19 protein-coding genes are annotated in these 21,876 nt (G+C 40.0%); 15 read left to right on the top strand and 4 right to left on the bottom strand.

What is annotated here, in order from left to right; translation table 11 throughout:
* Positions 1–66: 66 nt before the first annotated feature.
* The 13 genes from B3600_RS01225 (at position 67) to B3600_RS01165 (ending at position 13,732) form a co-directional block, all read left to right on the top strand.
* The gene (locus tag B3600_RS01225) at positions 67–600 is read left to right on the top strand and encodes an RNA polymerase sigma factor (protein WP_286751813.1); all 534 of its coding nucleotides are present in this window, start codon (positions 67–69) and stop codon (positions 598–600) included.
* Entirely contained in the window at positions 581–853 is a 273-nt protein-coding gene (locus tag B3600_RS01220; protein ID WP_139144943.1) for a hypothetical protein, read from the top strand. The genes B3600_RS01225 and B3600_RS01220 overlap by 20 nt, the downstream gene beginning before the upstream one ends.
* 12 nt (positions 854–865) lie before the next feature.
* On the top strand, positions 866–1,549 hold the full coding sequence (locus tag B3600_RS01215) for an ATP-dependent Clp protease proteolytic subunit (protein WP_201639237.1): 684 nt from the start codon (positions 866–868) through the stop codon (positions 1,547–1,549).
* Between the two features lie 96 nt (positions 1,550–1,645).
* On the top strand, positions 1,646–2,056 hold the full coding sequence (locus B3600_RS01210; protein ID WP_070564449.1) for a VOC family protein: 411 nt from the start codon (positions 1,646–1,648) through the stop codon (positions 2,054–2,056).
* 78 nt (positions 2,057–2,134) lie between these two features.
* Entirely contained in the window at positions 2,135–3,235 is a 1,101-nt protein-coding gene (locus tag B3600_RS01205; RefSeq protein ID WP_204991154.1) for a DNA alkylation repair protein, read from the top strand.
* A gap of 118 nt (positions 3,236–3,353) precedes the next feature.
* Entirely contained in the window at positions 3,354–4,895 is a 1,542-nt protein-coding gene (locus B3600_RS01200) for a M20/M25/M40 family metallo-hydrolase (protein WP_286751812.1), read from the top strand.
* A gap of 66 nt (positions 4,896–4,961) precedes the next feature.
* Entirely contained in the window at positions 4,962–5,378 is a 417-nt protein-coding gene (locus B3600_RS01195; RefSeq protein WP_046676299.1) for a nuclear transport factor 2 family protein, read from the top strand.
* A gap of 237 nt (positions 5,379–5,615) precedes the next feature.
* Positions 5,616–6,968, top strand: coding sequence for a DUF3472 domain-containing protein (locus tag B3600_RS01190; protein WP_286751811.1), 1,353 nt, complete (start codon positions 5,616–5,618; stop codon positions 6,966–6,968).
* 235 nt (positions 6,969–7,203) lie between these two features.
* Positions 7,204–8,391, top strand: coding sequence for a serine hydrolase domain-containing protein (locus tag B3600_RS01185; RefSeq protein ID WP_286751810.1), 1,188 nt, complete (start codon positions 7,204–7,206; stop codon positions 8,389–8,391).
* Positions 8,392–8,641: 250 nt separating this feature from the next.
* Complete coding sequence (locus B3600_RS01180) at positions 8,642–10,162, top strand: glycoside hydrolase (RefSeq protein WP_286751809.1); 1,521 nt, start codon at positions 8,642–8,644, stop codon at positions 10,160–10,162.
* Positions 10,163–10,498: 336 nt separating this feature from the next.
* Entirely contained in the window at positions 10,499–11,218 is a 720-nt protein-coding gene (locus tag B3600_RS01175; RefSeq protein WP_286751808.1) for a DUF3575 domain-containing protein, read from the top strand.
* A 760-nt stretch (positions 11,219–11,978) separates the two neighbouring features.
* On the top strand, positions 11,979–12,215 hold the full coding sequence (locus tag B3600_RS01170; RefSeq protein ID WP_070564469.1) for a hypothetical protein: 237 nt from the start codon (positions 11,979–11,981) through the stop codon (positions 12,213–12,215).
* Between the two features lie 671 nt (positions 12,216–12,886).
* Positions 12,887–13,732 (top strand): alpha/beta hydrolase-fold protein, encoded by an 846-nt coding sequence (locus tag B3600_RS01165; RefSeq protein WP_312743462.1) that lies wholly within the window; start codon positions 12,887–12,889, stop codon positions 13,730–13,732.
* 10 nt (positions 13,733–13,742) lie between these two features.
* On the opposite strand, the gene B3600_RS01160 is transcribed toward B3600_RS01165, so the two are convergent.
* Together B3600_RS01160 and B3600_RS01155 are read right to left on the bottom strand one after the other, a co-directional pair.
* A complete protein-coding gene (locus B3600_RS01160) occupies positions 13,743–14,828 on the bottom strand; it encodes a hypothetical protein (protein WP_286751806.1) in 1,086 nt (361 codons plus the stop codon).
* Between the two features lie 358 nt (positions 14,829–15,186).
* Positions 15,187–15,687, bottom strand: coding sequence for an RNA polymerase sigma factor (locus B3600_RS01155; RefSeq protein WP_046676293.1), 501 nt, complete (start codon positions 15,685–15,687; stop codon positions 15,187–15,189).
* A 409-nt stretch (positions 15,688–16,096) separates the two neighbouring features.
* Between B3600_RS01155 and B3600_RS01150 the strand changes: the two genes are divergently transcribed.
* Both B3600_RS01150 and B3600_RS01145 read left to right on the top strand, forming a co-directional pair.
* Complete coding sequence (locus B3600_RS01150; RefSeq protein WP_115048587.1) at positions 16,097–16,249, top strand: lmo0937 family membrane protein; 153 nt, start codon at positions 16,097–16,099, stop codon at positions 16,247–16,249.
* A gap of 301 nt (positions 16,250–16,550) precedes the next feature.
* Entirely contained in the window at positions 16,551–17,024 is a 474-nt protein-coding gene (locus B3600_RS01145) for an ankyrin repeat domain-containing protein (protein WP_286751805.1), read from the top strand.
* 89 nt (positions 17,025–17,113) lie between these two features.
* Here the strand turns inward: B3600_RS01145 and B3600_RS01140 are convergent, their stop codons facing one another.
* Entirely contained in the window at positions 17,114–19,303 is a 2,190-nt protein-coding gene (locus tag B3600_RS01140) for a catalase (RefSeq protein WP_286751804.1), read from the bottom strand.
* Between the two features lie 346 nt (positions 19,304–19,649).
* Complete coding sequence (locus B3600_RS01135) at positions 19,650–21,824, bottom strand: ATP-binding protein (RefSeq protein WP_286751803.1); 2,175 nt, start codon at positions 21,822–21,824, stop codon at positions 19,650–19,652.
* Between the last annotated feature and the right edge of the window lie 52 nt (positions 21,825–21,876).

The raw sequence follows: 21,876 nt of genomic DNA, 5'->3' as shown, positions 1-21,876 counted from the left end.
AATTAATTTTCAAATAAAAGGTGATACTTTTCGCTAAATTGGTACATGTCTATAAATGATATTGCTATGCAACAATTGATCAATTCAAATCGAACAATAGACCGGCAGGTGCTCTTTATGAACTTGTATAAAAGTACATTTCCTATCGTGGCTAAGTATATCAGTCGCATGGGCGGTAATTTAGATGAAGCCAAAGATGTATTTCAGGACGCTTTACTGGTGTATTATGAAAAGATACATGTAAAAGAAACACCACTAAACAACGCTATTGGTTATTTGGTCGGAACAGCCAAAAATCTATGGCTTAAACGGTATGGTCAATCCAGCCCAAACCTCTCCCTAGATCAAGTGGATATTGCTTTGACAACCGAAGAGTCTCCATCTAGCGCAAGGCTGTTTCGCTTTTTGGAGATTGCCGGGCGCAAATGTTTAGAACTTTTGAAAAGCTTCTATTATGATCAAATGTCCCTGCAAGAAATTGCAGATGAATATGGCTATTCGGGCGTAAGGAGCGCCACTGTACAGAAATTCAAATGCCTGGAGAAAGTTAGAGAATCCGTTAAAGAAAAATCCCTGGTTTATGATGACTTCATGGAATGAAACCCAGCAGATAGAAGCATATATCTTTGGAATGGCTGAACCAGAAGAAGCGTTGCTTTTTGAAGCGCAATTGGTATTGGACGAAGAATTGGCAGACAAGGTTATTGCGCAACAAAAAGCTTATGAAGCTATTCAGCAATTTGGGCGCAAACAATTAAAAACTGAAATTGAAGCCATAACGCAAGCATTATTTACATATCCTGAACATGTCTCTTTTAGAAAAAAAATACTAAAGTTATTTCGCAAATCCTAAATTCTTAACATCATGACGATTGACAAAAATGAGTTCCGCAAATTTGCGGTAGGGCACTGCTATGTCCAAAAAGATCTGGTGGATCATTACATTTCCGGTATCGAGCAATCCCGCATGCCGCTGGCCATGACTCCATATATCACCGAAGAACGCGAATTGCGCGTATCACAAATGGACGTATTTTCCAGATTGATGATTGACCGTATTATCTTTATGGGTGCTGCCGTAGAATCCAACATCGCCAATATCGTACAAGCCCAGCTGCTATTTCTTCAATCTGTTGATCCCAAAAAAGATATACAACTGTATATCAACTCTCCTGGCGGCGAAGTTTATGCTGGATTAGGTATTTATGATACGATGCAATTGATCAGTCCTGATGTTGCAACAATCTGCACCGGTATGGCACTCTCTTTTGGCGCGATATTACTCTGTGGCGGCGCCGCCGGCAAGCGTAGCGCCCTGCAGCATGCACGGGTGATGTTGCATCAACCGCTGGGCGGTGTTCAAGGGCAGGCATCTGACATTGAAATTACAGCCAATCAAGTGTTGAAAATAAAGAAGGAGCTGTACGATATTATTGCCAAACATAGTGGACAAAGCTATCAACGTGTACATGATGTTAGCGACCGGGATCACTGGATGGTTGCTGCAGAAGCAAAAGAATTTGGAATTATTGACGACGTACTGACCTAGCGATGATCATTAAATTTATGAACAATTTCGAACGGACTATTGACAAACTGGTGTCAATAGCCCGTTTAATTTTGTTATCAATAAATTTAGATCATCATGAAATTAACATCCATTCGGCTGATTGCAAATGACATCCAGCAATCCGTCACATTCTATGAAGAAATCCTGGGCCTCACCGCGCAATGGTTTACACCAGATTTCGCTGAAGTTTCCACCAGTTCGATTACCATAGCTATTGGAAGTACGCGTACGATGCAAATGTTTAGCGACAGCCCCACTGTCTTTGGCAACACGGCCCCCATTATTATTGAATTTTTAGTGGAAAATGTAGATCATGAATATATTCGGATCAAAAATAGTGCTTCAAAAATCGTTCAGGAGCCGACAACAATGCCTTGGGGCAATCGCTCATTGCTTTTTTGTGACCCCGATGGTAACCTGCTTAACTTTTTCACGCCACTGAGCCCTGAGGCCATCAAGAAATTTGGTTTAGACGCTACTAACTAGTCTGCTCATCTGACAAGATACTAACATCGAATATAGTATCTTGTCTTCATTAATTGACATTTAACAGCTATTCAGCTCATGGCCCTCATTAAAGATATATATACACGGGAATTCTATCAGTTTATTGCTGATCAGTTCCACCGCGTTGATAACAATTTTAACAGAGAACAGTTTATCAAACGTGTTTTTGCAGGCAGTTTTCATGAAATGGAATGGAAACAGCGCACAAAACATAGCACAGCGGTCTTGCATGAATTTATGCCGAACTCCTTTCCTGAAGCAGCGGCCTTACTAAGACAAGTTGTGGAACATCTCCTAAAAACGAAGCATCCGGGAGGACTTGAATATGTTATTTTTCCAGACTATATCGAAACTTACGGCATCGAAGATTTTGAAACAGCTGTACAGTCATTTGAAATCGTCACGAGATTTATCAGCTGCGAATTTGCCGTTCGTCCATTTATTATCAACTATGGATCTCGAATGATCGCGGAAATGGAAAGGTGGTCCAAAAGTCCACATGCTCAGGTACGACGCCTTGCAAGCGAAGGATCTCGACCCCGACTCCCTTGGGCGATGGCAATTCCATCGTTGAAAAATGACCCTACTCCTATCCTGTCCATCCTACAAAACCTCCATAATGATTCATCCGAGAGCGTCAGAAGAAGTGTAGCCAACAATCTCAACGATATCGCTAAGGATCATCCCCATCTTGTCTTGGGTATTGCCCAGCAATGGAAAGGTATCAGTAAAAATACAGATGCTATCATCAAACATGGCTGCCGTACCTTACTCAAACAAGGGCATCCAGCAATTCTAAGCTTTTATGGACTGGATAGTAGCGATTTCGATGTTACCAATCTCAGTATTCATACACCGGCTGTTAAAGTAGGTGAACATCTTATTTTTTCTTTTGAAATCGAGAATGGAAGCAGCACCGCTAAATCACTACGTCTGGAGTATGGGTTATATTATCAAAAATCAAATGGCCAGCTATCTCGAAAGGTTTTTAAAATTAGTGAACGAATTTATCAGGGAGCTGAGATAAACCGTATCGAGCGAAAGCAATCTTTTAAATTGATTACCACCCGGAAATTCTATGCAGGGAAGCATAAAATCTCCATTATTGTCAATGGGCGAGAAATGGTCCAACAGGAATTTGAGCTATTGCACATTTAATGGGACATAAGAAACAAACGAAGGGCTTTCGTGTTCTACTAGAAACAATAGAATATGCGCTGGATGACTTTTTCCAAGATATATGTGGTAGGTGGTTTATATTAATATGAAGTCTGTTATGAAGAAAATTCTCTTAATCTTTTTTGTCTCACTTATTCTATTTCTCATTGGGCTTTTCATTAGAACGCTGACTTATCCGTTTACGCGAGTCAAAAAATCGGAGGTGGCTCCAATGCCGCCAGCGGTCAATGACAGTATTGTTGCCCGAATTGCTGGCGGTATCAAAATAGCCACCATCTCTATCGGTGACTCGACATTATTTAATCATGCTCCTTTTGAAGAACTGAATAATTACATCAGGTACAACTTTCCACTGATCTATCGCTCGCTGGAAACCTATACAATCAATGGTCATGCGCTGGTCTTTCGACTCAAGGGAAGCGACAAGAGCTTGCTTCCGCTACTCTTTCTTTCCCATATGGATGTCGTCCCTCCTGGTTCAGCTGCCATAAAAAACAACGATTCATCACTATTTCAGCCTAGCGACCAGGCGATACCACCTGTAAGCGAAATCGCCGAAGAGTGGGACTATGCACCTTTTTCGGGAGCAGTAGCCAACGGCCGCATTTATGGACGTGGAAGCTTAGACATGAAAGGCATGCTTTTCTCCTTACTTGAAGCGACAGAACAGCTGGTTCGAGAACAGGTACAGCCCAAGCGGGATATCTACCTCGCTTTTGGTTTTGATGAAGAAGTTGGGGGCGTACGTGGCGCAGCCAAAATAGCAGACTACTTCAAAGAAAAGGGCCTTAAATTCGAAGCCGTTTATGACGAGGGTGGACTCATTCTGGAAAAGGGCTCGGTCGAGGGGATCAGCTCGGATGTAGCATTGATCGGTTGCGCGGAGAAGGGATTTTTATCCCTGAAAATAAAGGTTAAAGGTCTTGGTGGGCACTCTTCGATGCCCCCAACAACGAGTGCAATTGGTCAAGCGGCAGTCATCATGCAGCGCTTAGAAAATCACCAGATGAAAGCACAGATCAACCCCATTATCCAAAACTTCTTTCAACAGGTTGGTGGCAGCATGCCTTTTGCCTCCCGATTTGCGATCGCTAACCGCTGGCTTCTTGAACCTTTACTTCTGGCTCAACTAACGAAAAACCATTCGACTAATGCTCTCGTGCGAACAACTACGGCACTGACAATGATGAAAGGCAGCGATGCCCCCAATGTCCTTTCCCCTGAAGTTGAATTTGTTGTCAATTTTAGACTGCTACCCGAAAACACCCTACAGGAAGTTCGGGATCATGTCGAGCAGGCTACAAGCGGGTTTGATGTTGAGATCGAACAGGTCGACAATGCCCGAGAAGCATCCAAAGTTTCACCAACAGACGCTAAAGCCTACAAAATGATGGAAATTGCTATCCGCAGACTATACCCCGATCTTATTATTACGCCCTACCTGACGGTGGGCGGAACCGACGCCATCAAATATCAGCATCTCAGTGATCATATCTATCGTTTTATGCCCATTAAAATTAATCACGCCGAACAGCAGAGTATGCATAGTACCAATGAATACATCAGCATTGAAAACTACCTGAAGATGATAGACTATTTTTATTACATGATGCGTCACTACGACGATGAAAAGATTTAACCATGGACAATCTTCGCAATTACATTCACACATTGGTTTATTTTTCAACAAACACAGATAAGAAATATGAAAACAGACAATAACGCACTCTTGGAATTCGAAAAATTTATGGCTATCCGATTGAAATCCTCAACAGATTTTGTGGAGGGCCATTTTGACTCTCTTAAAGACATTTCTGTCTCGAATGAGCCGGCAACAATTTTTCCGCCCAATGGAATATACATCTCTGGGGTATCCGAGGTCAATGATTTTAATCAAAAAGGAGCTTCCAATTTCCTTCCGGGTGCAGAAAACAAATTTGAAGTGATCCATCAAGATGCATGTGATTCGCTAGCTTACTGGACGGGTATACAACGTTCGACAGTCAACGTAAAAGGGCGAGATACAGCAGTGATTTTCAATCTCAGAATCACCGAAATCTTCAGAAAAGAGCAAGGCAATTGGAAGCTTATGCATCGACATGCCGATAAACTGGCCGAATAATCGAGATGGCTTAGCAAATCGTCAGATAAAACGGCTGTGTGCAGCAAACCACTGGAGACTATTTAAGCTATTGCGCATTGCAGCATTTACCTAATGATAGTTCATTAAATAAACAATGGCGACTATCTAACGTATCCCTTTTGTTACAAAAGCAATTCACACAAACGATTGCATTGAATAATTTTCGTTTAATTTAATTGTATTTATAAAATTAGAGTCAACAATTAAATTTAACTTATGAGATATCCCAAATTTACACTACTGCTTTGTGCAGTATTGGCAAGCTTTCTGTCTTGCAAAAAAAGCGAGGTGCAAACCAATTTAGAAGAGAAATTATCGCTCCGTGCTGCATCCCCTGGAGCAAGCGGATACGAAGTTCCCTTAGGTGGTAATGCCTTTGTTACTTCAGCACCTTCCGGTGCAGTTGAAGTCATCAATAGCAATGGCCTGGCAAACTGGACCAATGCCAATAGCGTGATCAGTACCTATGCCAAGGTCCCCCAAGCAGGCGCTTTACGTGTTAAAATAAGGGCTAAAGTGTTACCTTCAGGCGATAGCAGTACGGTGAAGTTAACGATCAACGGTGTAAGCAAACAAATCAAACTTAAGGGTGGAACCCTACAGGATTACACTGTTGGTACCTATTCGCTAAATGCGGCGGGTTATATAAAAATGGATCTTCAAGGTGTATCCAAGTCAGGTGGTTACTTTGCGGATGTATCCCACTTGATTTTAGATAGTTCGGCAACGAATGGCACAGTAATTTATAGTGACAATAATGTAGATAATACCTACTATTGGTCGCGACGGGGTCCATCCTGCCATTTGAGTTATACCATTCCAACAAATCAGCAAGTTTCCTATTATTATAGCGAGGTGAAAGTCCCCGCTGGAGAAGATAAAATAGGATCTTACTTTATGGCAAATGGCTTCGGCCAAGGATATTTCGGAATGCAGGTCAATTCAGCGACAGAGCGCAGAATATTATTTTCTGTTTGGAGTCCATATAGCACCGATAACCCATCACAAATACCTGCAGAGGACCGCATTACATTAAATAGAAAAGGTGCAAATACCACGACAGGAGAGTTCGGTGGCGAAGGTTCTGGCGGACAAAGCTACCTCAAGTTTAATTGGACTGCCGCTACTACCTATAAATTTTTATTGAAGGGAGAACCTGATAATAATGGAAGTACTGATTTTACAGCATGGTTTAATGATCCTTCGACCAATACTTGGATACTCATTGCAAGTTGGAAACGTCCCAAAACAAATACTTATTTAACAGGATTTCATAGCTTCCTCGAAAATTTCAATGCCGACAACGGCTTTCTGGGACGTTCGGCAGAATATAGTAATCAATGGGTTCGAACATCTGCTGGAACTTGGCTGAAAGTCGTGGAAAGTACCTTTACGGTTGATGCAACCTATTCCAATAACCAGCGGATAGACGCCATTGGCGGAATAACCGGGAATAGCTTCTTCCTGAAAAATGGCGGTTTTTTCAATACTGTCGTAAATCCCGGAACGAAATTTACACAAGCAGGTACTGGCACAGCACCTTCAATAAATCTAACAACACTGCCGTAATACGCCTGTTTACAGCAAATTATTAGTAGTTTATATTCCATGTAAAGGGGCGATACGTTCAAATGAAGTATTGCCCTTTTAAAAACTTAACCTTGTGATATTTACATAACAATTCGTACCTTTCACTAACACTTTAATAAAATTAGCTAATCCCCCGCCTTGGGCAGGTTGTAAACCCAATGGCTTTTCCGAATACCGACGATAGATTCCAGCATCAAGAACAATAAACTTGTTTATGAATATACTATCCAAACCCTTATTTATCCTATTGAGCACCCTGTTGCTAATTAATAGCCTTTCATCAAACGGACAGTATCTTTCACCCATCAATACTGACCATAAACTTAAAAACCAACTCGATACAATTGTAAACTGTTCCGTTGTTGATTATCTTTCCAACAACAATACATTTAGTGTGTCTATTGGGATTTATATTAAAGGGCACAAAACAACCTACACCTACAGTAGAGAAAAGTTACCAAACGCCGATAACTATTACAACATTGGATCGGTGGCGAAAACCTTTGTCGGCGCTCTACTTGCGCAAGCGGTCCTTGATAAGAAAATCAACCTCGATGATGATATCCGTAAATACTTGCCAGGAGGTTATTCCAATTTACAATACCGCGGCCATGGAATCCGCGTTAAGCATCTAGCAAATCATACTTCTGCCCTTCCAAAGACTTTCAGATCGCTACCTACCAAAGTTGTCGATAGTTTAAGAGGGCTCACTATTCCGGAACAGGTAGACTATCTTGGAAAGTACAGTCGTGACAACCTATTGGATGATCTGAGGAAAGTCAAGCCCGACACCGTCCCAGGTACAAAGTTCAGTTACAATAGCACGGCTGTGATGGTACTTATTGCGCTATTGGAAAGTAGCTATAAAGATTCCTATGAACATCTTATCAGCGCATATCTGAAGGGACACCTCGGTATGCATTATACAACGCCCTATTTAGATGAGTCACAAATAAACGACGTTGTACAGGGCCACGATAATAAAGGTCAGCCTGTTCCATTTGCGAATTTGAGCGGGTTTTACTTTGGTCCCACAATGAATTCAACGATCAATGATATGTTGATCTACATCGAAGCCAACCTCAAACTAAACGATAGAGCCCTTGGTCTAACACATCAACTGACTTATGGAAAAGACGATGGATTTGGTATGGGGCTCGGTTGGATGATCAATCGTGACGAACGTGGGGTTCGCTATTTCTATCACGATGGAAATACTAAAATAGGCTACAATACCTTATGTGTGCTGTATCCCACAGATGATTATGGTATCGTTATTATGGTCAACGACACCATTGATCAACGCAAGGTCAGTGAACTTGAAAATGACATTAGACATCAGTTATTACTGTATGATCGGCGACAGGTTCAGCCTTCATCTTCAGCAGAAAAGAAGGATTAAAATTAAGTTATCATTAAAAAAATATGTATTTATTTTTAATTCAATAAAAAATAAAATTAAAATAAGAGAAGTAATAATAAATTCTCCCAAAATATTATTAATTTTCGGAAACTAACCAATGTGGAAATCGGTGAATGTTTATTTTTTTAACTAAAGAAAGGAGGCAAACAAAACAACGACAATGAGAACCGCTTGAAAAACCAAGCACAATTAAATTAATGATTCATTCACAAATCTTAAAAACTAAGTTATGTTAAAATTAACCAGTCGCTGGAACAGACTTTATGCTGTTTTGGCCGTAGTTTCCACATTTTCTATTTTTAGTTGCCAAAAAACTTCATTAACTCCTGAGAGTTCAGAAGCACAACTGAACAAAAAAGCTGCTGTATCCGCACAGGCAGGAGCTACAATTGCAACATTAAATTGGGATCAAACCTATCAAAAGATTGATGGATTTGGTGCATTCGGAGGCCGGATTGTTCCATTCTTTGAATCCGCAAAAAGAGATAGTATTCTGGATTATTTATGGGGAGGCAGTGGATTGAAACTGAATATCCTTCGTGGAAAAGTACTTCATACCTATCCTTTTAATCAACAGACCAAGGTCGTTACCATTAAACCGGCAGGAGTTTCGATTGACGTAGACCCCAATAGTGCGACTTATCAGAATTTGACAGCAGATGAAAAAGAACAGCTTGGACAGGTCTGGATCATCAAGAAAGCAAAAGAAAGATTCCAAGTTCCCTTCGTTATGGCAAGTACCTGGACTCCGCCCTTATACATGAAGACCAATACGAGCAGTATTTCCGCGAAATGGTTTAATGGACTTAATTTTAATACTTCTTCAACAGCTTTCGCGCGCTACCTGACTGGATTTGTAAAATCATTTCAAAATGAAGGAATTACAATCAATGCTATCTCTCCTTCAAATGAGCCTGAAAATGTCTTTTCAGACTGGGATGCTTCTTATTGGGACGCTTCGCATTTGGGACAATTTATTACCAACAATCTCCGTCCAGAATTAAACAGCGCTGGTCTACAATCCACCAAGATTATATCTTCCGAAAATGCGGCCTGGGGAACTGCCGATAATTTCCTCTCAGGCATGGACAGAAGCAATGTCGACATCCTTGCGGGGCACGGCTACGTTGAAATAAGTGGCATCATCACTGGTCAACGTGGGTTTAACCAGAGTCCGTCCATGTGGAATTTTAGTATTGGTGGTAAACCAATGTGGGTAACAGAAGCGTCCGATGATGGCGGCAATTATGACAGTGGCATTGAAGGCGGCTTGAAACTGGCCGTTAATATGCACAAACTACTGGCGGATTGTAACGCCAATGCCTATGTGTTTTGGCTAGGGATGCTGGCATTTCAAAATAATGAGGCGCTTATTTGCACAAAGAGTAATGGTTCTTTGGAGTTTCCAAAAACGTATGATGTGATGGGACATTATTCCAGGTTTATCAAAGCAGGTTATATGCGTATCAATGTAGCGGTTCAAAATGGAAATGGCTTATTGATTTCGGCTTACAAAGATCCTCAATCAGGTAAGTTTGCCTTAGTTGTCACCAACACGGGTACTGCAGCTGTTCCATTGGATATCAACCTCACAGGTTTTGCAAGCGGCGCGCTGAACAATTACCAAACCACGGCAAGCAGTTCTGGCCATTGGGGTAACGTCGGAGCTGTAACACCAAACAGCTCAGGTGTCTATTCCTTAACAATACCTGCTAAAAGTATAAGCACTTTAGAAGGCAACAAACTTTAATTTGTTCATCATACTGAGGGAGCTGTCCTCCCTCAGTGTATTGTTCAAAACACATATTCTAGTTCTAAATTTTGTGCCATTGCCTGTTTCCCTTTATCTTGAAAACTTAACTTTCCATAGCATCTGAAGATATGCCTTCGAAAGCAAAAAAATTTGAACGACTTCTAAAAATAAGAATTTAAAGAACAAAATCCAGCCGGCTTTCGTTCTTTAAAAAATCAATTCTAAATCATTAGGAGATATAATGCTTAAAAAACAAATTGAAGAACGCACCTGTTCTTTCCGAACTAAAATATATTCCAATATCTTTGCTACCTATATTTTGGAAAAACTACTATGAAATTGCGCTACCTTACGATGCTTACTCTTGGGATATGTACTATCTCTGGATTAAAAGCACAAGAAAAATCAAATCTTATCAAACTAAATCTTTGGCCCCTATCTGTCGGGAATATTGCATTGGAGTATGAAAGATCGCTCAATGAGCACCTATCGATCAATGGAACGATAAGTTATCGTCCAAAAACCAACTTACCCTTTAAATCCCTATGGGAATCTGTTTTTGATGATGATAATAATATTTTGGGCGAAGCTAAATTAGGCGCTTTTTCCATTATCCCCGAAGTACGTTTCTACCTCGGGAATAAAGAAGTGTCAAAAGGATTCTATATCGCGCCCTTTGTCAAATACGCCAATTATAGTGTACACACAAAGATAACCGTCGATGAATCAAATTATCACCATGAAGTACCTCTATCGGGCAGCTTAGATGCTTTTACCGGTGGGGTAGCTGTCGGTAACCAATGGAAACTTGGACAAAACATCTATTTAGACTGGCGCATTGTCGGTCCCGGTTATGGCTTCAACAATGGAAAGTTCGAAGGGAAAACTCCATTAAATGCAGACGAACAACGCGAAGTAAGGAGACAACTGGATGAATTTGATAGTAATCTCATGAAAATCAAAAAAGAAGTAAATGCGGATGGCGTAACACTAAGCACTAGCGGACCGTTTGCGGGTATTCGCACCGCATTATCCATAGGCTACCGGTTTTAATTACAAGATCCTACGTTCCTCGTATCATCTTTTCCAATAAGCGCACAATATTGGTGCGCTTTTATCCATAGCAATCGCTAAGGATCCTTTGTGCATTTTTCATTCCAGTTTCGGGAAGAAATAGATCAACTATTTAGTAAATACCCAAGGATTTCTATCTTTGCACAACGGATCACCAGAATATTTAAACAATTAATTAATAACGATTATTTCGCCGCGAGGTTAGTTTCAGACTTGTTTAAACCTAATTTGATTATGTACGCCAATTTTCAAAGTCAGCTAAAGTCTACAACTAAAACCGCCATTATCTTGGTGAGCACTATTAAGGAATAACATCCCTATCGCTAGTTTTTTAAATTAGATTATGCTCACGGGCATACTTAAGCACTTGTCCTATGGTTTGACATTCTGCTTTTGCCATCATCTTCCTGCGATGTGCAACAACTCTGTGTGGGCTCAAAAAGGTGTAAAAAGCAAATAAAAGACCGTTTATTATCCAATAAAAAAGCAATGGAGCGAGACCTGAGCTATTGACCTCTTCTTGCACCATTGTTTTCTTTAAATGGTGCTGGATTTTATGCAATTATTCGATCCCGGATTCTGGTAGTTCCAACAATCAAATCCACTCAGTCTTCTATCCGCTATTTAGAATGGCCCTTGGGAGGTGTTTCCAGAATTTTAATAAAATGTCCCTAATTTTATCTTTAATATCATTTTCTCCAAATACTCTTGCTACCTTTGTTCTTCAAATTAAATTAACATGCCAAAAGAGACAAGAACAGGGCTTTATCAGGGAATCATCGAAAAAGATGACAACGGGAATTACTTTTGTGGTCCCTACCTACTGGATTATCAGACCGTAGAAACTTACTATAAATTGGGCGATCGCGTTAGTATCAAAACCATTATCAAAAATACAAGCCGCAAGAGTATGGAAGCTTATCCGCAAAAATCAGTTAAATTTTCCTATGCGTCAGAGGATCATGGAAATGATTAAAACCCATTTAGATTGAAAAATATAAATAACAAGGCCAGTTCTACAGAAATGGCCTTGTTATTTTCAAGATTGTTTTTGACGCGAGGCGAAAAACAAAGCCTCTGATTTTTGGTAAATCAAGAGGCTTCAACATAATCAAATGGATCGATTACTTTATAAAATAGGTATATTTTTTTTCAGCATAAAGAATGTACATTCAATAACTTATCTAAATGATGCATCTAAAATTCATTTTCCATAAAAGCTATTCTAAATTCACATTCTTTTTGAGCGATTCAACCCGTCGTCGCTACCATTTAGTGTAAGTGTCATTACTGATTTACGCTTCAAATATAAAAAACTAGTTTAATAGCTTCCGAGCGGAGATAATTGCTTGTGTCTAATTTTCGTTGAAATAGCGATTCAGTACGATGAAATTAAAGAGCGAAGTAAGGCGATATATCTCGATAATAAAATTATATTTGCAAAAAAACAATTAACCAAGCAATGAATAATAAATGTCTTAATTGCAATTGTGCGATAGAAACCAATTTTTGCGGCTATTGTGGACAAAAAGCTGCAACGCACAGAACACGATATTAATGCCGTAATCAATACCATTGGATTACGCAATCTAAATTATATTGGAATTAATATATAAGTATACACGAATCACTAACCAATAAGGTCTTATGCTACAAAAACGATCAAGTTTTTTTCTACAATTTGGTATTCTATTAAATTTAATTACATGTAATTTTTGTTTTGCACAAAGACACAAATACGATAATAGACGAATAGATAGTGCAACATTTGTTGAAACTAGAACAATATTAAGCCAGTTAAGCACGGATCAATATGAGAAAAGGATATTCACCAATGAGTTCGTTACAATACCTTACCGGCTTCTCTTACCAAAAAATTTCAATTCAAAAAGAAAATATCCCGTTGTCATTACATTTCATAATTCATCTAGAATGGGTAGTGACAATGAAAACCAATTAGAGCATTTGGCAAGAACCTGGATTAGAGAAGATATTTATACAAGGTTCAACTGTTTCGTTGTTGCCCCACAGTTTGAAAAGCGTTCATCAATCTACGAATTGAATAAGAATGATATACTTGAGGCAAGACCTTCAAGAGATGCACGGCAAATTTTAGAATTGATAGAAAATATTGAAGACGAGTTTAAAAATATCGATAAAAATCGAATTTATCTCGTCGGTTATTCTATGGGAGCGTCAACAGCACAAAACCTCATGAGCCTGGCCCCAGAAAAATTCGCAGCAATGATTTCTATCGCCGCTGTACCAGATCTATCTAATATCAACGCACTTGTTCATAAAAACATTTGGCTTATCCATGGTGAAAAAGATATAGAGAACCCTTATATTGGAAGCGAAGTTTTGTACAAAAAGCTGCACGGAAATCGTAAACTCAATTTCACAACTTTTAAAAATTTACAGCATAATAATATTGTCATTCCGTTTCTACTAACGGACGAGCTCCAAAAATGGTTATTCACTAAGCATAATTAACTTAATTGGACTAGTACCGAGTCTTCAGGGCAATAGGTTGTAATTCCTCATTCGGTATCTGAGGAACATATACGGTCTGTCCTCCCCTTTCGTCGATCAACAAGGCCAATAAACTACTGATGTCGTCGATCGTGTCCAATCCTATAGGGCTGTCTACTATAGCTATATCCCGATCCGAAAGAATCTTTACGGCCTGATGGAAGCTTTCTTGAACCACTAAGATATCCCCGCGGCCATCCTGGCAGGCGCGATAGATTTCTTGAAGATCAGTGATCACTAAGCCCTTGCCCACAGCTGCTTCCAATTCTTTAAAGTAGTCCTCATTTTTTCGTACAAGCTCCTGTTTCATAAAATTCCAAGCACGGCTCTCCAACTGATGTGTTTCAATGTTGTTATAATCAATAGGCAGGTATCCGTAATAGACCGAGGGGCGATCTGCAACCTGTAAGAGCTTGCTATAGTTATCTTCTGTACAGAAAACGAGCGTGACAATCCTCTCTTCACCAATAAATCGTAAAAGCGCTTTATCAACCCGATTAAGATATTCCCTGAGAAGATCATCAAGATGTTTGGCATCACTGCTCTTATCCGGAAAAGTATTATGGAATTGATTTTCGGGAATCGGGAACTCTTCGCTACTGATATCCTCAACAATACGACCATTGGTGGCTCGAAAAAGGTGGACACCGCTTTGCGAAAGGAGCATCACAAGATAACTGGTTTGACGGCCAATCTCCTTAACCAAAGGACGTACTGCAAATGTATTGCTGATATGGACTCCTTCTTGGTTTGTCTCCCAAGAGGACTTGAAAACTTCACTGATGGTATCAGAAACGAAAATATGTAGACTTTCAAGATTATAATTGATATCGAGCTCTTGATCTATTTTTTCCAATTTTTCAATCAGACCAACAACATCTTTCTGATCATGTTTATCCAACAACCTATCAATCGCTTCTCTTTTAAAATTTTTGATTTTTATGCGGTCACTGAGATTATCAGGATGTGTGCGATGGGTATTGACAGAAATGGTGACACATAATTTATCCTGAACCCGAATAAGGGTTTGCAAAAGTTGTTTTTCGAACATTATCATAAAGAAATACGTTAAGAAATAAATACAGTTATATGTAACAACAATTGCAGGAAGCTTCTTGTTTGAATAAAATTGAAGTGAAACAGTTTCCGAGAACTTATTTTCAAAAAACAATACATCCCCTTGACAGTTATGCTAGGTAAAAAAGCATCTACATGAAAAATATTTTTATCGCGGAGTGACAGGTTGTGTCGATCTCCAACACTCCTGTAGATACGATAAAACTGCTATTGAAGAAGTTGATTTTGATATTCTGATTGACTTTACCACAGCGTTTATTGCAAAGGAAAATGTCCTCTTTCGAGGAATAAAAGCTAGACAATTGAAGCCTAGCTTTTATTTATAGTTGTCGAAACAGTTAATTTAAGCGGTAAACTTTGAGCTGTTTTTGCAGCTTTTTACGTACCATGTGAATTCTGGTCTTTATAGTGCCTTCTGGCATATTAAAATAGGAAGCGATTTCATGGTATTTATAACCATCTAAAAATAAACGGAAAATTTCATAATTTTCGGGCGTAAGACTGGTCATCGCTTTTTCGATGTCTTCGGCCATAAATTTATTGATCCCTTTGTTAAGTTCAGACGTATTGGTACTTTCTAAGGCAATATAATTATCCTGAATTTCCGTCACCCGCTTGGCTTTTCTATACTTATTAATATACGTATGCTTCATAATCACATATAGCCAGCTCATTAACTTCGGATGCTGCACAAAGTTGTCTATGGACTTCAATGCCCTTATCCAGGTTTCTTGGATCAAATCTTCCTTTTCATCCGGATCAGCTGTAAATTTAGCAGCAAAATGATTAAGTAAACTTCTTTTTTCGTTGATGAGTACATTTAAATTGTAGTTGTTCATAACTTATCCTCTTTCTTTTTTCAACTGATTGTTTAAAATGGTTTTACATGAACAGAGGTAACAAGAAGGATGCTAGATTTGAAGTTCCATTTGCGCCAAAAAATAAATAGCAGCGTTGAGGGTAGAAATACGTTTTCCTATTTTATAAAGCTAATTAAGCAAAGTTTAATAGCTTTTTGACATTTATTTTAAATAATGATCAAAAAATAAGCAACTAATAAAAAAAGATAATAAGGTATTTATTTACTGCTGAAATGTTAGAAATACGTTTATTCTGCGTTTTAGCAATTTATACTCAGATGAACATTGTATACAGTTGTTGAGAAAACTGAACATCCTATTGATCGAAATACGATATAAAAGCAAACTATCACTCTTCGAAAGCTGTTCTAAATAAAAAAATCATATTATGGGAAATCTATTGTACATCATCGCCGTTATATTGGTCATCATTTGGGCGATAAGTTTTTTTGGAGGTTACGCTACGGGAAATATCATCCACGTGTTATTGGTCATTGCCATTATTGTCGTTTTATTACGTGTCATTCGTGGTGCTGCTTAAACTGAACTCAAAAGATGAAACAAAGCCGAACGTAGTTTACGTTCGGCTTTGTTTATTTTAAAGATTTACAGACTCGCTATTCAATCCATAGCAAAAAGAATAGTGTGATATTGTCGCTAAGTTTATGTTCTTCATCAGTAGCTGACGTAAGAATAATACCTTCACATTTTAATTAAGCTTTTCAAAACATCGAATGAGCGCAAACGTTTCGGTTCCCAGTTTTGTTCAAATTAAAAAGGAACGCCAGGAAGCATTTTTGCCGATCCCATTTAACGCTTTTTACGATATAAACTGAACCACTATGACACAAAACTCAGAAATCATGATTCATGCTGCCCGACTGGGCAATCTCGAAGTCTTACGTGAATTGATCAATCAGAATACCGATGTAAATACACGAGACGACAAAGGCTATACCCCATTGATCATTGCCTGTTATAACAATAAGCAGGCTGCAGCCCAATTACTATTGGAAGCTGGTGCCGATGTAAATGCACAGGATAACGGTGGAAACACAGCCCTGATGGGTGTTGCTTTTAAAGGTTATCATGATATTGCCAAATTATTAATCGGTTATGGTGCAAATTTAAACCTGCAACATGGGAACGGTGGCACCGCGCTGATGTTTGCAGCCATGTTTGGTAGAAATGAAGTACTCAAGCTTTTACTTGACAATGGTGCAAATACTAGGCTACTCGATACCCGTGGCTTGTCGGTGTTAGATCTTGCAGCGCAGCAGGGAAATGATACCGCCCTCACACTGCTACAGCATTAGTATTTATTTAAATAGGATGGTCCATAAATATGCCCCAAATAGTATAAAACTTTTTGGGGCATATTTCTACATTGGTTATTATTTAGATACTACGCAGGCACTTTGCGCGATTTTTCCCGCTCCCAAAACCGGTGTTGGGCAATTGCTTTAATGAATTTATCCACTAAGGACTTCGGATCCTGATCAACTATGATTCCGTCATCAAGTACAGTCTCCGCTGAAAACTCTTGGTATACCTTGCTAAAAAAATAGGTCGCTTCCAAAACTGGACTTGCCTCGACATCTGCTGCAATTGCTTTACAGTGTTTGAACGCTTCATTTAGAAAATGAACAGCATCGGCATTGGACTGTAACGTAGCAACGCTATCCTTTCCTCCAGGTATATATATGGCATCATACAGCACCGATGCTCCCGTTAGAAAGCTTTCTTCCACAGGGATCTTCTTTTTGTCCGTGCCCGTAACCTCCCCGAGCTTAGGTGCAATAACGTGGACAATTCCACCTTGAGCCCGGATCGTATCTACCACGGCCTGAAATGATTTCGTGTCTACTCCATCAGCAGCAAGCACGGCAATCTTTCGACTCTTTATCGTATCTTTTATCGTATTTTGCATACTTAAGGCCGCCGATTTTTTTAATTTTTCCTTAACTTGAATAGGTTCATAATCGGAAGGATCAGCATCGGCTGGGAGGCTCTTATTAATCGGCTTTTCAACTTCTTCTTGCACCTGCAGCCCCAAGGCAAACGCAACTTCAGCTGCCAGCCCCTGATCGACCAGCGACAGTATACCAATCATGCGTTGCCTTACCGAAACGGCCTTCACTTTACCCAGCTCAAAACTGAACGCATCTACAAGATGATTTTTTTCCGGCTCAGACTGACTATTATAAAACAGCCTTGCTTGACTAAAATGGTCGCGGAAACTATCGCTCCTAGCCCGCACTTTTCTGGCATCAATACGCTCTTGATAACTTTTAAAACCACCATCTGCCTCGCCTACCTGCGCAGGATCATTATTCCCCAATGAATTTGGTCCGTAACTCGTTTTACCCCGATCAATCCTTTGCCGCATAAATCCATCACGCTGGTTGTTGTGCGAAGGACAGATGGGCCTATTAATCGGAATTTCATGAAAATTAGGTCCACCTAAACGAATAAGTTGGGTATCTGTGTAAGAGAACAATCGTCCTTGCAACAACGGATCATTTGTAAAATCAATTCCAGGTACAATATTGCCAATATGAAAGGCAACCTGTTCCGTTTCGGCAAAGAAATTATCGGGATTGCGATTTAGAGTCATTTTTCCGATAGGCTGAACAGGCACCAGCTCCTCAGGAACAATCTTCGTTGAATCTAGCAGGTCGAAGTCATACTTAAATTCATCAGATTCGGGAATGACCTGTATGCCGAGTTCCCATTCCGGAAAGGCACCGCTTTCAATGGCGTCCCAGAGATCCCTTCGATGAAAATCGGGGTCTTTACCGGATATATTTTGAGCTTCATCCCATGCGACTGAATGAACTCCGAGCAGTGGTTTCCAATGAAACTTAACAAAGTGCGATTCGCCATTGGCATTGATCAACCGAAAAGTATGAACACCAAATCCCTCCATCATGCGGTAGCTGCGCGGTATTGCTCGATCACTCATCAGCCACATGATCATGTGTGTCGACTCAGGCATTAAAGAAATGAAGTCCCAAAATGTATCATGGGCAGAAGCCGCTTGTGGAATTTCATTGTCGGGTTCAGGCTTGACAGCGTGAACAAGATCGGGGAACTTCATTGCATCCTGAATAAAGAATACAGGCATATTATTACCCACCAGATCGAAATTACCTTCTTGTGTATAAAATTTGACGGCAAAACCACGAACGTCGCGGGCAAGATCCGTCGACCCCCTCGAACCAGCAACCGTAGAGAAACGCACAAACACTGGGGTTTCAGTTTCGATATCATTAAGAAAACCCGCTTTTGTCCATTCAGCTAAAGGCTTGTATAGTTTGAATACGCCATGCGCGCCCGAACCTCTTGCGTGTACAACACGTTCGGGAATGCGCTCGTGGTCAAAATGTGTGATCTTCTCTCGAAGAATAAAATCTTCCAAAAGCGTAGCGCCCCGATCTCCAGCGCGCAGTGAGTTTTGGTCGTCATTGATCTTGACTCCCTGATCAGTGGTCATTTGCTGTCCTGTGGCGTCCGCCGTATGTGGTCTTAGGGCGTTGACCTTTTTATTTTCCACTGGATCAACTTGTTCAGTCTTCAATTCTTTTTTTTTCATTATAATCGATTTTTGGGTTTAAACATCGTTTGTTGTATAAACTTTGGAGAAAATTCAGCTGTAACTTTTGCATATCCATCTGGACGGGCAATATTCACCATTTCATATAGGAACTTTTCCAATCGACTAATCGTTTGTTTTAATTCTAAAAGTGTTCTTAAATTTTCGTATCCCAGAAGATCGGATGGCCTGTCAATAAGGCAAAGTATAGATTGGATGAAACTTTGAATAAGAGTAGGTTGGGCAGATAGTAACTCTACCGCTCTTAAAGGTTGCTGCTACGTTCAAACAAAAAAAAGGAGCTTTCGGGCTCCTTTTTTGGTTTATTGATTTTTTTCTTCGTCCATTAGGCTTTAAATGTTATACAAAAAGTTGTACCAATATTAAGCTCACTATCGACGGTGACTTTTGCCTCTAGACGATCTACGATGCGTTTTACTATAGAAAGCCCAATCCCCGACCCTTCGAATCCCTGCGAGTTCGGCAAGCGTTTAAAAATATCAAATATATTACTATCATCTTTAATATCCATTCCGATACCATTGTCTTTAATGTAGTAGTGAACGAATTGTCCCTGCTTTTCACTATATATCTCGACTCTCGGGCGATCTTTTTTACTGCTATATTTTATGGCATTGCTGATCAGATTTAAGAACAACTGGTATAACAGTGTTCTTTCCCCTAAAATCGGCAAAGTTTCTCCCAAAACAAACTCAAGATGGGCGCTTTCAAACTGCTGCTTACAGCTTTCGAGAATGTTAAGAATTTTATTCCGTGGATCGATCAGTTCCGTTTTGAAGGCAACATAATTCGATTGCGTTAGCTGATACACCTTGTCCATCATTTCAGTGATCAGCGCAGTAGCATCCATAATATTTAGTGCCATTTTGCGTAACATATCCTTCGGAAGATCATCTTTCATCAACATCATCTGGGCAGCAAGCTTTATCGATGAAAGTGGATTTTTAAGATCATGGGTTAATGTATAGCCAAATGTATCCAAGGCATTGTTGGACCTGACAAGTTCTTTATTGAGCTGAGCAATCTCTCCGCCGCGCTGGGCAATAGCTTGTTGGGTTATTTGTGCGACTTTCTCCATAAAAGAAAGCTCGGCACTTTTCCACTGGATAGATTTGCCTTTCATCTTTTCACGCCAAGCTTCAAAAGATGTCCGTGGAGATGGAAATTCGACTTTCCTTTCGGGATCGTAATGATATATTTTTTCGGGTTTTCCAGCCCATACATCTTCGTAAACATGTTCTTTGCGGAATAAATAGATGTGCCATTTATTGCTGGGAAGGATATTTATCCGCAAAATGCCAGGCAATATAACCGGTTGCGGGGGTTCACTGTCGCCATAGACAAAGTTTGATGTGAAAAACAAGTCATCTTGACCCTCCTCTTCTATAAAGCGATCGATCTCACGCAACTGCAATTCAGTGGGTACATCGCCCCAACTTTTAGAACCCCGGTCGTGCTTGATCATTAGTCCATCTGCGCCCGCAATTTCTAGAATTTGTGGTGCAAAGCGTTCAAGCACAATTCCAATATCGCTATTAACTAATAACTCAGACTTCAGATCACGTTCCATAACACCCATAATGGTTTGCGCTACCAGGTTTTCTTTTTGATGTTCTGAAAGATAGTAGTTTATAGCGTATTGCGTTAAAAAAGCGCATAAATGACGTTGGGCGAGATCAACATTCAAAGGCTCGCTATTCTGGCATGCCACCAAGCCCCAAAGTTTTCCTTCGATAACGATAGAAAAACTGGCACTGGCCCGTGCTCCAGCGTTTTTAAGATATTGTAGATGTACTGGAGATAATGCTCTGAGGCTACAGCGCGTCAAGTCTACCTCACCAGCCTCCAAACCCTGTATACCAATAGTCGGACCATCAACATCAGCTACGTGGCGCGCAAGAAACTTCACATAGAGTTCGCGTGCTTGTGCCGGAATATCAAATTCCGGATACCGGTAGCCCATCAATGGGGTCATTCCATCTGCGATGGACTCTGCAATGACCTGTCCGCTATTGTCTTCCTCGAAACGGTATACCATAACTCGGTCAAAACCAATGATCTGACGGATCAGTACAGTCAATGATTGCCAAGCATTGCCATGACGTTCTTCAAGGTACTTCGCATAATAAAATAATCGCGTCGCTTTTAAATGATTTTCATTACAGATTTCTATTTCAAGGTATGTCCGCTCGTCGTACTGGTAAATACTCAGGTAATAGTCTACATTTTTAATGCGGATACGCTCCACAAAACGTGTAAAGATCTCTCCTCTAATTTGCGTTTCAATCTCTTTAAGATTCAACTCCTTTTCGGACGATAGCAATGGTAATAGCTGAGCAATAGAGCGTCCGAGGATTTCCTTCATGGGAATATCAAGGACGATAGTTAAGTTTTCACTTGCGGCAATACATCCGCTCTCATCAAAAATACAAAGGAAACCGAAAGACTGGACCTTACCGCATAGGTGGATTTTCTCTTCGTGACACTCCAGTTGACGCATAGTTTGCTAGTTTTTAATCATTTAATTCGCTAATAATAGGAAATTCTCGAAA

This window comes from Sphingobacterium sp. UBA2480 (assembly GCF_002341965.1).
Taxonomy (GTDB): Bacteria; Bacteroidota; Bacteroidia; order Sphingobacteriales; family Sphingobacteriaceae; genus Sphingobacterium; species Sphingobacterium multivorum.
Note: the sequence above shows the minus strand (reverse complement) of the source record. Positions and strands in the feature narration are given on the sequence as shown.